Source organism: Mesorhizobium sp. CA15 (assembly GCF_020165215.1).
Classification (GTDB): domain Bacteria; phylum Pseudomonadota; class Alphaproteobacteria; order Rhizobiales; family Rhizobiaceae; genus Mesorhizobium.
This window is the reverse complement of sequence record NZ_JAIUHQ010000003.1, coordinates 25647-39841: the sequence shown is the minus strand read 5'-3', so window position 1 is coordinate 39841 and position 14195 is coordinate 25647. Positions and strand designations below refer to the sequence as shown.

The window sequence follows — 14195 nt, the reverse complement described above, 5'->3', positions numbered from 1 at the left end:
TTGCCTTCGTCGCCAGGAGGTACGACTTGCGCTGAATTCCGGAATTTCTTGCTATATTTTCGACCTCGATCGTTTCAGCTTGACACCGGCCGCGATCTCACCCAATTGTGCCTCAGGTTTCAACCCTGCATTGAACCAGAGTGCCTGCCCGCCGATGTGTCCCGCCAACCGTGACGACCACTCCGAAAAACATCCGAAACCGGCAGCCTGGACCGGCGCGATCGAGGCGAATTTTTCCAAGGTGCTCGTTGTCGGAAAATCGTCGATCAACCGAGTCGTGGTATCGAAAATCGTCGAGAAATCGGGATTGAAACCGATCTCGGAAACGCCCGAAACCGCCGAGAAGACGCTCACCGGCCAGTTGCCCTGCGCCGTCATCCTGGACGGCGGCCCAGACAACAAGGATTGCGACCGGCTGATGTCGGCAATCGACGCGCTGCGGCGCGCCTCCGGCAAGCCGCTGCCGGCGGTGATACTGCTTTCAACCAGGAATGGCACGCCGGAGAGCCTTGGCCTGTCGAGCGTGGTCGATGCGGTGGTCGCCAAGCCGATCACGCCCGAGAGACTGCAACCGGTGGTGGATCGCCTGGTCGGGCGCGGCTAAGGCTCGAGCGTTCACTCGGCCTTTGCGATAGCCTCGACAAGGCTCGGCAACTCGCCAAGATCTGCAATCTGACGGAAGCGCGGCGCCGCGACAGGCGCCTCGGCCTGTTCGATCGCCCAGGTCAATTCGTGCGGCACATGGATGCCCCAACTGCCGGCCTCGATGGCGGGAATCACGTCGGACTTGAGGGAATTGCCAACCATCATGCTGTTCTGCGGACCACGGCCATAGCGGCTGAAGATGCGGGCATAGGTGGCGGTGCTCTTGTCGCTGACGATCTCAACTGCGTCGAAAAGGTCACCCATTCCCGACTGCGCAAGCTTGCGCTCCTGATCGAAGAGGTCGCCCTTGGTGATCAGCACCAGACGGTAGGAACCCGCCAGCTTCTCGATCGTCTCGCGTGCGTGCGGCAGCGGCTCGATCGGGTGGCTGAGCATCTCGCGGCCGGCAGCCAGTATCTCGCCGATGATCGAACCAGGCACCTCCCCGCCGGTAACCTCGACCGCTGTCTCGATCATCGACAAGGTAAAGCCCTTGATGCCGAAGCCGTAGAGGGCGAGATTGCGCCTTTCCGCCTCGAGCAGTCTTGCCGCGATTTGGTCGTGGTCTCCGTGCTCCGCCAGCATTGCGGCAAAGCGCTTCTCAGTCATGCGGAAGAACTGCTCGTTCTGCCACAACGTGTCGTCGGCATCGAAACCGATCGTGGTAAGAGCGGATATTGTCACGTCATCCTCCTTCGGAACGCGGTGTAGACGCGTTCGCCGGGCACTGCTAGCTCTAGCCGGAGATCGGCAAAGCGGGGGTGCATGCTGAATTCGTGGAAAGACGAGCTGGAAGGCTTCATGGCAAGCGCTCGTGAGCGCACGCCAACGGAACTGATCAACGGAATCCGCGATATTGGCGTCGCCATGGGCCATGATACCGGCGAAGCGCTGCTCGACAGCCACCCGGAACTGTTTGCCTACCGGCCCATGCTTACGCGAGCCTTCATCGAAATGGTTCATGCGCAAGACGTCGCCGAAATAAGGCAGATGCTGGAGCTGAAGCATCCAACCTCGTTCGGGCAGATAGCGGCGGAGGAAACGACCATCGGCGTCATGTCCTCGAAAGACGCCTACAAGCGCCTGGATGAGGTCTTCGAGCATGTCGACTTCAGCCGGTGCACACGTGCCGTGATGGTCGGCTGCGGCGGCCGCCCGTTCACTATGTTCCGTATCTGCGATCAGACACCGGTTCCCGAGATCGTCGGGCTGGATATTGTGCCGGAAGCGGTCGAGACAGCGAATATTCTGGCAGCCAAACTCGGCTACATCCGAATGCGCGCCGAATTCCGCAACGGGCGCGACTATGACTATCGCGGCGCCCAGCTTGTCTATATCGCCAGCATGGTCTCGCCCAAAGCAGCTGTCGTGTCGCGCGTCGCAGACACGGCCCCACCCGATCTCCAGCTCGTTCTATGGGAACCGTATTCGTTGGCCCGCTTGTGGTCGGAGCGCGCGGAAGAGACGCTCGACCCGCGGCTGGAAGTGGTCGGCCGCACCCGCGTATCGCGCAACATGACCCGCGATGTGTTCGTCCGCTTCCGGCCTGGCGCCGCCGGGCGCGGAAGCGCATGCTGATGGCAGCGGGCATGGCCGATCGCGCGGTCCTGGCCGCAACCTTGGCATGGTGCCTGCTCCGCCATCCGCTGATCTGGAAAAGAACCTATGATCACAGCGGCGTCTTTCCCGACCCGGCCAGGCCGAGGTCTTACGTCGACAAGTTCTTGTGGCGGAAGATCTTCGACCATAATCCCGTCTATGCCACGGCATGCGACAAGCTGGCGTCCAAGGACTACGCCCTGTCAACATGCCCGGAACTCAAAACCGCGAAAGTGTTGTGGAACGGCCGCGACGCCACGCAGATCCCACCGGCGCTGCTTACCGGAAATGTCGTGGTGAAGGCCAACCATGGCTGCCGCTGGAACATGATGATCCGCAACGGCGAGGTGGACAGGGCGAAGCTGCGGCGGCGAACGGCGCGCTGGATGCGCAATCGCTACGGCAGGAAATTCGGTGAATGGGCCTACAAGGGCGCGAGACGGCTCATCTTCGTTGAGGAGATGCTTCTCGAGGACGATGTGCCGGTCCCGCTGGAGTATAAATTTCATATCTCGAACGGGAAGACGGCTTACGTCTACGCCGCACGGCGGGACAGATGGGGCAACGAGCTGAAAAGTCATTTCGACCGCGACGGCAATCACGCACCCGTGCCGCCGGGCAGCGGCAGCCAATGGGTGAAGATCGATCTGCCGCCATCGTTTCTGCGGATGCGCGAGATAGCGGAGCGGCTGACGGCACCGTTCGATCATATGCGCTGCGACTTCTACGAGATCGACGGCGAAATCTATTTTTCCGAGTTCTCGGTCTACCCGCTGTCAGGAAAAGGCATCATCAACACCAAGCTGCGCGATCTGGCCGGCGATAGCTGGGACATACGCCAGGCCTGGTTCCTGTCGACGCCCCAGCGAGGTTGGCGCAAAGTCTATGCGGCGGCGCTGTTGCGATGGCTCGACGCAAACGACCGGCAGAGGCTGCAGCCCGGTTCGCAAAGAGCGGCTCCCTGAGCAAGCCGCCCGGCGCCTCCCCTTCCCTTTCCCCGTTGCGCCCGGCTATAGTTCGAAATCCGCAACACAATCTGGTGAATGATGCCGCCTGAAAAAAAGGAAGTCCGTCCGTCAAGCCGGGGGGGACGCGCCCGCACGCCTGCATTCCTGAAAAACGAACGCGGCGTGAAGAACTGGAAGGAAGCCAGCGCCTGGCTCGAATGGCGCGGCATCGAGGACATCGAGTGCATCACTCCCGACCAGGCGGGCGTCGCGCGCGGCAAGATGATGCCGTCGAAGAAATTCACCTCCAACACCTCGCTGGCGCTGCCTTCGGCCGTGTTCATGACGACGATCTCGGGCGGCTATCCCGAGGACGGCAACGGCTTCCACTATCCCGAGGACGATGGCGACCTGAAGCTTTTGCCCGATCTCTCAACGCTGACGGCTGTGCCTTGGGAAGAAGATCCGACGGCAGCAGTGATTTGCGACCTCGTCCACCAGGACGGCCGCTCGGTCGAGTTCACGCCGCGCAATGTGCTGAAGCGCGTGCTTGCCGCCTATGACGAGCGCGGCCTGAAGCCGGTGGTGGCGCCCGAGATCGAATTCTATCTGGTGCGCAAGAATCCCGACCCGGACTATCCGCTGACGCCGCCGGTCGGGCGCTCGGGCCGGCCGATCGGCGGCGGGGCCGGGGGGGGGCGGCGCCGGCTATTCGATCGCCGGCGTCAACGAGTTCGACGAACTGATCGACGACATCTACCATTTCTCGGAACGTCAGGGCCTGGAGATCGACACGCTGATCCATGAGGAAGGCGCCGGCCAGCTCGAGATCAATCTGCGACACGGCAACCCGATCGAGCTTGCCGACCAGGTCTTCATGTTCAAGCGCACCATTCGCGAGGCGGCGCTGAAGCATGAGATCTACGCCACCTTCATGGCCAAGCCGATCCAGGGCCAGCCGGGCTCGGCCATGCACATCCACCAGTCGGTCATCGACAAGAAGACCGGCAAAAACATCTTCTCGGCCGAGGACGGCTCCGAGACGGACGCCTTCTTCCATTTCATCGGCGGCATGCAGAAGCACGTACCGAACGCGCTGGTGATGTTCGCGCCCTACGTCAATTCCTACCGCCGGCTGACGCAGCAGGCCTCGGCTCCGGTCAACAACAAATGGGGCTACGACAACCGGACCACCGCCTTCCGCGTGCCGCGCTCCGATCCGGCAGCGCGGCGCGTCGAAAACCGGATCCCGTCTTCCGACGCCAACCCTTATCTGGCGCTTGCCGCGTCGCTTGCCTGCGGGCTGATCGGCATGATCAGAAAGATCAAAGCTGAACCGCCGGTTCTGACCACGGCCAATGCCGACGAGATCGACCTGCCGCGCAGCTTGCTGGAAGCGGTCGATTTGTTCGAGGCCGACAAGGAGCTCGGCATTATCCTCGGCACATCCTTCGCCGCCACTTACGCAGCGATCAAGCGGGCCGAGTTCGAAACCTTCATGGAAGTGATCAGCCCGTGGGAGCGGGAGTATTTGTTGCTGAATGTTTAGGGGAGTAGGGGAGTAGGGGAGTAAGGCAGTAGGGGAGTAGGGGAGTAGGGGAGTAGGGCAGTAGGGCAGTAGGGGACGATGGCGAAGATCGAGTCGTACAGAGATTTGGTCGTCTGGCAGCAGGCTATGGACCTCGCAGTTTCGATTTATGAAACGACAAGGGCGTGGCCGAAAGAAGAGGTCTATGGATTGACAACTCAGCTACGCAAGGCAGCCGCTTCCGTGCCGGCTAACATTGCAGAAGGCTATGGACGAGAAAGCCGGGCTTCCTATCAACAGTTTCTTAGAGTTGCCCAAGGGTCACTCAAAGAGTTGGAAACTCACTTACTGATCGCGCAGCGCGTCGGAATCACTTCGAGCGAAGCAGCCCAACAATTGATGATACGTAGTGAGAGCGTGGGAACACTCTTGCGGCTTCTGATCCGTAAATTGTCACCCGTATAGCTGCCCTACTGCCCTACTCCCCTACTCCCCTACTTCATGTCCTACCAATCCCCCATCTCCCCCGGCCGTTCCTGGTATGAGGACACGGTCGGATCCCGGCCTGAATATCCGGCTCTCGACGGCGACCGTATTTGCGACGTCGTCATCATCGGCGGCGGCTTCACTGGCTTGTCGGCAGCCGCGCATTTGGCGAAGGCCGGCGCGGATGTCGTGCTGATCGATGCCTATCGCTTCGGCGATGGCGCGTCGGGGCGCAATGGCGGGCAGCTCGGCACCGGCCAGCGCGCCTGGGCGGAAGAATTGGAAGCCGAATACGGCCTTTCCCGGGCCAAGGCGCTGTTCGACCTGGCCGAGGAAGCCAAGGCGCATCTGCTGGACTTCGCTGCCGCCAACGCGATCGACATCGACTATATGCCGGGTCAGCTTTCGGTGGCGCACAAGCGGCGTTATGTCGACGACTACAGGCGCCACGCTGAGATCATGGCGAGCCGCTTCGGCTACCCGCATATAAGCTTCATGGACGCGGCGGAAACCGCGGAAAGGCTGGGCTCGACACGTTATTTCGGCGGCACGCGCGACACCGGCACGGGGCACATCCACCCGCTGAAACTGGTGGTCGGCACGGCGAAAGTGGCGGCCGCCGCCGGCGCGCATCTGTTCGAGCAGACGCCGTCCACCGGCATCGTTTCCAATGGCGGCAAGGTGACGGTCACGACGCCCAGGGGCACGATCACAGCCGACAAATGCCTGGTCGGGGTCAATGCCTATGGCGGCAATCTGGAGCCGGTGAGCGCGGCGCACATCATGCCGATCGGCTCCTTCATCGGCGCGACCGTTCCGCTCGGCGCCACTTCCAAGGTGCTGCCGGGCGGCGAGTCGGTCGATGATTCCCGCTTCGTGGTGCGCTATTTCCGCAAGTCGAAGGACGGTCGGCTGTTGTTCGGCGGCCGCGAGATCTATGCCGTCAACGATCCGAAGGACATCCATATTCACATCCGAAGGCAGATCGCCGAACTCTACCCCGACCTTAAGGATGTCGAGATCACGCATGGTTGGGGCGGCTATGTCGGCATCACGGTGCCGCGAAAGCCGTTCGTGCGCGAAGTGATGCCGAAAGTGATTTCGATAGGCGGTTATTCCGGCCACGGCGTCATGCTGTCGAACTTCTTCGGCAAGCTCTATGCCGAGACCGTTGCCGGCAATCGCGACCGCTTGAAACTGATCGAGGATCTGAAAATCCCTGCCTTCCCAGGCGGCCGGCGTTTGCGCGCGCCGCTCTTGTTCCTGGCGCTGAATTGGTTCGCGTTGCGTGACAGGATTTGAAGCGGGCGCCCGGCCGAAGCCGCCGATTCGACGCCGGCGGCTTCCACGCGGCAGGTTGTGGAAGCCTTAACAGGCACGCAGAATTTCGCAATTTGGCTCACTCATGCCATAATCAGCAGTAAAAGGTGCAATCATGGGCGAAAATCCGGGGATTTCGCGGGCTTTGTCCGCAGTGATTTAGGGACCGATGCCGATCGAAGCCGATGGTTACGGCAATGATCGAAAGAACGTCGGCCCGCTTGTTGGAGGTGGTTTGAGTGAACGAGCCCTTCAGTTTCGGCGCGCCGGAACGGCAGCGCTTCACAATGCAGTTCGGCTATAACGTACGGCCATCCTTCTGGCAGAAGGTACAGTCGAACGCGCATCTGGTCATTGCAGCGGTCGGCACCGCCGCGCTGATCGGCGTGGCCGCGGTGGCGCTATGGCTATGCTTTCCGGGCAGCGACCGGCAAGTGGCCGCGGCGAGTGCCGAGCAGACCGTTCCGGCGATTCCGGTGAAGACCACGAAAGTCGCTCCGGCGGCAGCGGCGGTCACCGTGGCGACGGCGCCGCAGGCCGCGCGCAAGGGGGATGCAGTAACGCCCACGACGGCGGCCCGCGAAGCCACTATTCCGGCCCTGGCATCAAACAACCCTCGCTGGACGGCTCCCGACGCCAAGACGCCACCTGCCCCGGCCGAGAACCAGCCAGCTCCATCCAAGCAGGCCGCCGGCGCGGCCCCCGCGCAATCGACCGATACCGCCTTTGCCGAGGCCGATGCCGAGAACGACGCCGCGAACGCGCTGTCGCAGGTCGCCGGTTCCGCCAGCGAGACAGCAGCGGCAGCGAAGAAGCCGGGCGACACGATGGATGGCGCCCAAACCGCCGCCATTCCCGAAGCCAAGCCGCAGGTTCCAGATACGCAGCCGGCAGCGACGGACAGCTCGGCGCAGCCTGAGCCGAAAACTCAAAAAGCCAGCGCGGCGGCAAACGGGCGCGTCTTGAGGGCCGTGACCATGCGCTCAGGCCCGAAGAAAGGTGCCGCCGCAATCACCACGGTGCCGGCCAAGGCATCGGTGCAGGTGATGAATTGTAAGAAATGGTGCGAGATCGTCTATAACGGCAAGCACGGCTGGGTCTACAAAAGCTACGTCAAGACCGGCGCGTGAGGCCAAGCAGCCATCCGAAACGGCGTCTTCTGCGTTCAAGCCGGCGATTTGCCACGAAGGACTTGTGTTCCTCGAACGGCACTTCGTAGAGGCCGCAAGCAGAACACCCTTCCTTCTTGCCGCACGCTGGTATCCAGCATCTGACATCGTGCGTCCAGGCAAGCGCGACCCTCTCCAGATGAAGATTGCCGGAGCTCTTCAGCAGGATCAGTTCTCCGGGGACAGCCGTCTGCTTGATGTGATCTGAGACTTCCTTCGGGGTGCGAAGCTCAATCAAACGGCCACTGTCCCGATCCGCCTGGCTGGCGCGTGAGCGATGGGCATTGTCGCCGGTATAGATGACCTCGTCGGCGACGTCGCGCGCGATACCGTAAGCAGCGCCATACTTTCTCGACGAACCGGTATAGTCGGAAATCTGTCCGACGACGATCCGTTTGCGAACGGCCTTGGCTTTGGCCATCATCTCGAACGCAATGTTCAGCGAATGCCAGGGCGCTTTGGCGGCATCGACTATGAACTGTGGACCCCGATCGATCACCAGCACCGCGCAGCGGTTGGCCAGGGGTTCGAAGGATGCTGTCCTTGCGGCGATTTTTTCCGGCGGGACACCAAGTTCCAGCGCCGTGACGGCGGCGGCGGCCGCCGGCAGCCAGAAGTGCTCGCCAGGAAATCGTGTCTGCATGTCTATGTCGCCGCCGCGCCAGCGAAGTGAAAATCTGAGCAGATCCGGATAGGCGGCATGGATGTTTGTTACACGGTAGTCCGCGGCTTCCGACTGACCGAAAGTCGCCACGCGGCACCTTGCGCCCGAAGCCATATCAAGCACATGCGGGTCGTCGGCGTTCAAGATCGCGAGTCCGCCCGGCGACAACGCCCCAACCAGCGCTCTCTTTTCCTGGGCGACAGCATCCAGGGTCCGGAATTGAGTGACGTGCTCCAGCCTGACCATCGTTACGACCGCTACGTCCGGCCTCAGCATCTGCGCCATCGACCGGATTGAGCCGGGCTCAAACGCGCCGGCTTCGAAGACGACATAGTCGACCTTGCCCGCACGTTTCATCCGCTTGTAGAGCGTGCGGACAAGTGCCTTGAGCGTGTTGGCTAGAACTTGGGTATGGACCGTGCCGTGACTGGCTAGGATATGACCAAGCAAGCTCGTTGCCGTCGATTTGCCGGAGCTGCCGGTTATGCCGATGAAGGTCGCCTTGCTTCGCGCACGCGCACGCTCTGCCCGATAGCGACGCAATCGCCAGCCGAGGTCGTTGCCAATTTCGCGCAGCCTGACCTTAACCACCCGCCAGTTCCCCTACCCCGATCCGTTATTCCTTCGGCGGAACATCAAGTCAAACCGGAGCTCGGCCGGCGCCAATCCATTCGTTCACCGCAACCAGGAGCGGAAACCGCGATGTGCTTCCTGGAGCGGCTCAGATACAACGCCCGCCATCGACCTCCAGCGCCACGCCGGTGATGAAGGCGGCTTCATCCGAGGCCAGCCACAGCGCCGCGTTGGCGATGTCGAGCGGTGTCGAGAGCCGTCCGAGCGGGATCGAGGCGCGAAACTTTTCGCGGATTTCAGGCGTGTCGGCGCCCATGAACTTCTCCAGCATGCCGGTCTCGCCGGCGACCGGGCAGAGGCAGTTGACGCGGATGTTCTTCGGCGCCAGTTCGACCGCCATCGACTTGGTGGCGGTGATCGCCCAGCCCTTGGAGGCGTTGTACCAGGTCAGACCCGGCCGCGGCCGAAGCCCGGCCGTGGAGGCCGTGGTCAGGATGACGCCGCCGCCCTGGCGGTGCATGATCGGCACGACGGCAAGCGCCGCGTGGTAGATCGCCTTCATGTTGACGGCGGTGATCAGATCGAAGGTTTCCTCATCGACGCCGAGCATATCGCCGTTGCGATGGGTGAAGCCCGCATTGTTGACCATGATGTCGATGCGACCGAAGGCACTCTTGGCGGCATAGATCATCTCGTCGAATTCGGAGCGCAGGGAAACGTCGGTCTGGGTCCAGATGGCGCTCTCGCCGATCTCTTCGGCCACCCGCTCGGCGCCCCTGGCGTTGAGGTCGGCGACGACCACGCGCGCGCCCTCTTCGGCAAAGCGCTTGGCCATGCCTTCGCCGAAGCCCGACGCTGCGCCGGTGATGACGGCGACTTTGTTTTCCAGACGCATGGTTTTCCTGCTCTTTGGATTCCGCAGCTTGACGTACTTTTCCATCTGCCGCCCGGCACGTCGCGCGCCAGGTTACATCTTCCTTAGCTTTCGTCACATTCGCGTTCTATGCTGCAGCCGCGAACGCTTCCGGAAGCCATGGCTTGCCGACAGGCCTGCCGGCGGCGTGAGTGTCGGGAAACATGTGGACCGATGCAAGTGCAAGCCATTGGTCCTCGCATGTGACACCATGGCACTGGAAAATTTAAATCGATTAGAATATACCAACCACGCTGCCGGCGCCCGGCATCAAATCGGACTGACCATGACCAGCCAGATCATCCCTGTCGACCCATTCGACTTCATCATCTTCGGCGGCACCGGCGACCTGTCGGAACGCAAGCTCCTGCCATCGCTCTACTATCGCCAGTGCGGCCACCAGTTCTCCGAGCCGACGCGCATCATCGGCACCTCGCGCGCCAAAATGACCGATGCCGAATTCCAGGGCTTCGCCAAGAAGGCGATATCAGATCATGTGAAGCCTGCCGATATCGATCCGAAGGAGTTGGAGATATTCCTGGCAAGGCTCTCCTACGTGTCGGCGGACGCAACCACTGGCGCCGGCTTCGACAAGCTGAAGAAAGCAATCGGCGACAGCGACCGCATCCGCGCCTTCTACCTTGCGGTGGCGCCGGCGCTGTTCGGCGACATTTCGCACCAGCTCAAGGAGCACAAGCTGATCACGCCGAACTCGCGCATCGTGCTGGAAAAGCCGATCGGCCGCGACCTCACCTCGGCGCGGGCGCTCAATGACGCTGTCGGTGACGATTTCCACGAAAGCCAGATCTTCCGCATCGACCACTATCTCGGCAAGGAAACGGTGCAGAACCTGATGGCGCTGCGCTTTGCCAATGCGCTCTACGAGCCGTTGTGGAACTCCGCCCAGATCGACCATGTTCAGATCACGGTCGCCGAGACCGTGGGTCTTGAGGATCGCGTCACCTACTACGACAAGGCAGGCGCGTTGCGCGACATGGTGCAGAACCACATCCTGCAGCTGCTCTGCCTGGTGGCCATGGAAACGCCGTCGTCGATGGACGCCGATGCGGTGCGCGACGAGAAACTGAAGGTGCTGAGGGCACTGAAGCGCATCAACGGCAACGAGGCGCCGAAGCACACGGTGCGCGGTCAGTATCGCGCCGGCGCTTCGGCCGGCGGGCCGGTCAAGGGCTATGTCGAGGAGCTCGGCAAGGACAGCAACACCGAGACCTTCGTCGCCGTGAAGGCCGAGATCGGCAACTGGCGCTGGGCCGGCGTTCCCTTCTATCTGAGGACCGGCAAACGGCTCGCCACCCGCGTCTCGGAAATCGTCATCGAGTTCAAGCCGATCCCCTATTCCATCTTCGGCGACAGCGCCGGGCCGATCTTCCCCAACCAGCTGGTCATCCGGCTGCAGCCGGATGAGGGGGTGAAGCAGTTCATCATGATCAAGGACCCGGGACCGGGCGGCATGCGGCTGCGGCAGATCTCGCTCGACATGAGCTTCGCGCAGTCGTTCCAAGGCCGTGCGCCGGACGCTTATGAGCGGCTGATCATGGATGTGGTGCGCGGCAACCAGACGCTGTTCATGCGCCGCGACGAAGTCGAGGCGGCATGGAAATGGATCGACCCGATCCAGAACGCCTGGGAAAGCGCCCGGCAGGAAGCTCAAGGCTATACCGCCGGAACCTGGGGGCCATCGGCCTCGATCGCGCTCATCGAACGTGACGGACGGACATGGCACGAGAGCAACTGAGCGAAGCCCGCTACGGCTGGAACGGCTTTGCCGACCGTCAGCACCTGGCGACGGCGCTTGCCGGTGAGATCTCAGACCGGTTGACCAGCGCCATCGCGGAACGCGGCACGGCGCTGCTCGCGGTGTCCGGCGGCACCACTCCGGCGAAATTGTTCGCCGTGCTGTCGACCGCGCCCATCACCTGGGACAAAGTCACCGTGACGCTGGTCGACGAGCGCTTCGTGCCGCCGTCCTCGCCGCGTTCGAATGCGGGGCTGGTGGCGGCGAACCTGCTCCAGAACAAGGCCGCTGCGGCGCGCTTCGTGCCGCTCTACCACGAGGCGGCGAGCATCGAGGATGCAGCGGCGATGGACAGCGAAGCGCTGCGGGCGCTGCCCTGGCCGCTCGACGTGGTGATCCTCGGCATGGGCGGCGACGGCCATACGGCATCCTTCTTCCCGGATGCCGGCAATCTCGAGGAATTGCTCGACCCGGCCTCACAGCGGATCGTGCTGCCGGTGCATGCGGCAAGCGGGGGCGAGCCGCGGCTCACGCTGTCGATGGCGCGCATCGTCGCCGCCGGCTTCGTTGCGCTCCACATCGAAGGCGAGGACAAGCGCGCCGCGTTCAACGGCGCGATGGGTCCTGGCGCAAAGAAGCCCATCCGCAGAGTGATCGAGGCGGCGCCTAGACCGATAGAGGTGTTCTGGGCACCCTGATTTCAGATGAGGACAGCCCGGCGGCAGAGGGAGGACGTTGCCGGGCTCGAAAGGACGGACCATGACAGCCAGACGCGACATCGAAACCATCACGGAACGCATCCGCCAACGTTCGAGGGCCGGCCGCGAAGCCTATCTCGGCCGTATCGCGGAGGCTTCCAGCCGCACCGCCAACCGCGCGGTGCTGGGCTGCGGCAATCTCGCCCACGGTTTTGCCGTGTGCAGCCCATCCGAAAAGATCGCGCTCGGGGGCGACCGCGTGCCGAACCTCGGCATCATCACCTCCTACAATGACATGCTGTCGGCGCATCAGCCCTTCGAGACGTTCCCGGCACTGATCAAGGAAGCCGCGCGCGAGGCAGGCGGCATCGCCCAGGTCGCCGGCGGCGTGCCGGCGATGTGCGACGGCGTCACCCAAGGCCAGCCCGGCATGGAGCTGTCGCTGTTCTCACGCGACGTGATCGCCATGGCGGCGGCGATCGGCCTGTCGCACAACATGTTCGACGCGGCCGTCTTCCTCGGCGTCTGCGACAAGATCGTGCCCGGGCTGGTGATCGCGGCGCTTACCTTCGGGCATCTGCCGGCCGTCTTCATTCCGGCCGGGCCGATGACGACCGGTCTCGCGAATGACGAGAAGGCCAGGATCCGCCAGCTTTATGCCGAAGGCAAGGTCGGCCGCGCCGAACTGCTTGAGGCGGAGTCCAAGTCTTATCACGGGCCGGGCACCTGCACCTTCTACGGCACCGCCAATTCGAACCAGATGCTGATGGAAATCATGGGCCTGCATACGCCCGGCGCGTCCTTCGTCAATCCGGGCACGCCGCTGCGCGACGCGCTGACCAGGGAAGCGGCCAAACGGGCGTTGGCGATCACCGCGCTCGGCAATGCGTATACGCCGGTCGGGCGCATGATCGACGAACGCTCGATCGTCAACGGCCTCGTCGGCCTGCACGCCACCGGCGGCTCGACCAACCATACGATCCACCTGATCGCCATGGCCGCCGCCGCCGGCATTGCGCTCACCTGGCAGGACATTTCCGACCTGTCGGAGGCCGTGCCGCTGCTCGCGCGCGTCTATCCGAACGGGCTTGCCGACGTGAACCACTTCCACGCGGCAGGCGGACTCGGCTTCCTGATCCGCGAGTTGCTCGACGAAGGCCTGTTGCACGAGGATGTGCAGACGGTGTGGGGCGAAGGCCTGCGGCCCTACGCGGTCGAGGCGAGGCTTGGCGAAGACGGCAGCGTCGTGCGCGAAGCGGCGCCGCTCAACAGCGGCGACGAGAAGGTGCTGGCGCCGGTCAAGAAAGCGTTCCAGCCGACGGGTGGCTTGAAAGTGCTGGCCGGCAATCTCGGCCATGCCGTGATCAAGACCTCTGCGGTCAAGCCCGAACGTCGCGTCATCGAGGCGCCGGCCAAGGTGTTCGACAGCCAGCAGGGCCTCAATGACGCTTTCAAGGCCGGCCAGCTTACCGGCGATTTCATTGCTGTCATCCGGTTCCAGGGGCCGAAGGCCAACGGCATGCCGGAACTGCACAAGCTGACCACGGTGCTCGGCATCCTGCAGGACCGTGGCCAGCGCGTGGCGCTGGTGACCGACGGGCGCATGTCGGGCGCTTCCGGCAAGGTGCCGGCAGCGATCCATGTGACGCCGGAAGCGGTCGAGGACGGACCGATCGCCAGGATCCATGACGGCGATATCATCCGGCTAGACGCCGATGCCGGCACGCTGGAAGTGCTGGTGCCGGGGACGGAATTCGCGCTGCGCCGCACGGCCGACGCCGACCTCATCCGCAACGAGTTCGGCTTCGGCCGCGAGCTGTTCGCAGGCTTCCGGCAGTTGGTCGGGCGGGCCGATCATGGAGCCGCCGCGTTTGGCAACGCCTGACGTCTTCCCCAA

The 14195-nt window shown here is 63.0% G+C and carries 12 protein-coding genes and 1 pseudogene; 10 read left to right on the top strand and 3 right to left on the bottom strand.

Going from position 1 to position 14195, the window contains the following annotated elements; translation table 11 throughout:
• The first annotated feature begins 154 nt into the window (after positions 1 to 154).
• Complete coding sequence (locus tag LB515_RS06805) at positions 155 to 604, top strand: response regulator (protein WP_140839547.1); 450 nt, start codon at positions 155 to 157, stop codon at positions 602 to 604.
• A gap of 11 nt (positions 605 to 615) precedes the next feature.
• Here LB515_RS06805 and LB515_RS06800 read toward each other — a convergent pair whose 3' ends face one another.
• Positions 616 to 1323, bottom strand: coding sequence for an HAD family hydrolase (locus tag LB515_RS06800; RefSeq protein ID WP_224707501.1), 708 nt, complete (start codon positions 1321 to 1323; stop codon positions 616 to 618).
• Between the two features lie 87 nt (positions 1324 to 1410).
• Here LB515_RS06800 and LB515_RS06795 point away from each other — a divergent pair, with 87 nt between their 5' ends.
• The 6 genes and pseudogenes from LB515_RS06795 to LB515_RS06770 all read left to right on the top strand — a co-directional run bounded on the left by LB515_RS06795 (position 1411) and on the right by LB515_RS06770 (position 7655).
• Entirely contained in the window at positions 1411 to 2223 is an 813-nt protein-coding gene (locus LB515_RS06795; protein ID WP_224707189.1) for a class I SAM-dependent methyltransferase, read from the top strand.
• The gene (locus LB515_RS06790; protein WP_224707188.1) at positions 2217 to 3209 is read left to right on the top strand and encodes an ATP-grasp fold amidoligase family protein; all 993 of its coding nucleotides are present in this window, start codon (positions 2217 to 2219) and stop codon (positions 3207 to 3209) included. Before LB515_RS06795 ends, LB515_RS06790 begins: the two co-directional genes overlap by 7 nt.
• Before the next feature lie 81 nt (positions 3210 to 3290).
• Positions 3291 to 4740, top strand: a pseudogene (locus LB515_RS06785) (glutamine synthetase family protein).
• A gap of 78 nt (positions 4741 to 4818) precedes the next feature.
• Positions 4819 to 5184, top strand: a complete 366-nt coding sequence (locus LB515_RS06780) for a four helix bundle protein (RefSeq protein WP_224632660.1) — start codon at positions 4819 to 4821, stop codon at positions 5182 to 5184.
• Positions 5185 to 5220: 36 nt separating this feature from the next.
• Positions 5221 to 6507: an NAD(P)/FAD-dependent oxidoreductase gene (locus tag LB515_RS06775; protein ID WP_224532566.1), complete on the top strand. Its 1287-nt coding sequence runs from the start codon at positions 5221 to 5223 to the stop codon at positions 6505 to 6507.
• Between the two features lie 257 nt (positions 6508 to 6764).
• Positions 6765 to 7655, top strand: coding sequence for an SH3 domain-containing protein (locus LB515_RS06770; RefSeq protein ID WP_224707187.1), 891 nt, complete (start codon positions 6765 to 6767; stop codon positions 7653 to 7655).
• Here the strand turns inward: LB515_RS06770 and LB515_RS06765 are convergent.
• Positions 7639 to 8949 carry a Mur ligase family protein gene (locus tag LB515_RS06765; protein WP_224707186.1) on the bottom strand — a complete coding sequence of 437 codons (1311 nt, stop codon included), beginning with the start codon at positions 8947 to 8949 and terminating at the stop codon, positions 7639 to 7641. The two genes, LB515_RS06770 and LB515_RS06765, sit on opposite strands and share 17 nt — an antisense overlap.
• Positions 8950 to 9079: 130 nt before the next feature.
• Positions 9080 to 9826 (bottom strand): SDR family oxidoreductase, encoded by a 747-nt coding sequence (locus LB515_RS06760; RefSeq protein WP_224707185.1) that lies wholly within the window; start codon positions 9824 to 9826, stop codon positions 9080 to 9082.
• Positions 9827 to 10130: 304 nt separating this feature from the next.
• Between LB515_RS06760 and zwf the strand changes: the two genes are divergently transcribed.
• From zwf to edd, 3 genes are all read left to right on the top strand, one after another.
• Positions 10131 to 11600, top strand: coding sequence for a glucose-6-phosphate dehydrogenase (gene zwf, locus LB515_RS06755; protein ID WP_095765640.1), 1470 nt, complete (start codon positions 10131 to 10133; stop codon positions 11598 to 11600).
• Positions 11582 to 12298 carry a 6-phosphogluconolactonase gene (gene pgl, locus LB515_RS06750; RefSeq protein ID WP_224707184.1) on the top strand — a complete coding sequence of 239 codons (717 nt, stop codon included), beginning with the start codon at positions 11582 to 11584 and terminating at the stop codon, positions 12296 to 12298. Before zwf ends, pgl begins: the two co-directional genes overlap by 19 nt.
• 61 nt (positions 12299 to 12359) lie before the next feature.
• Positions 12360 to 14183 carry a phosphogluconate dehydratase gene (gene edd, locus LB515_RS06745; RefSeq protein WP_224707182.1) on the top strand — a complete coding sequence of 608 codons (1824 nt, stop codon included), beginning with the start codon at positions 12360 to 12362 and terminating at the stop codon, positions 14181 to 14183.
• Positions 14184 to 14195 lie beyond the last annotated feature (12 nt).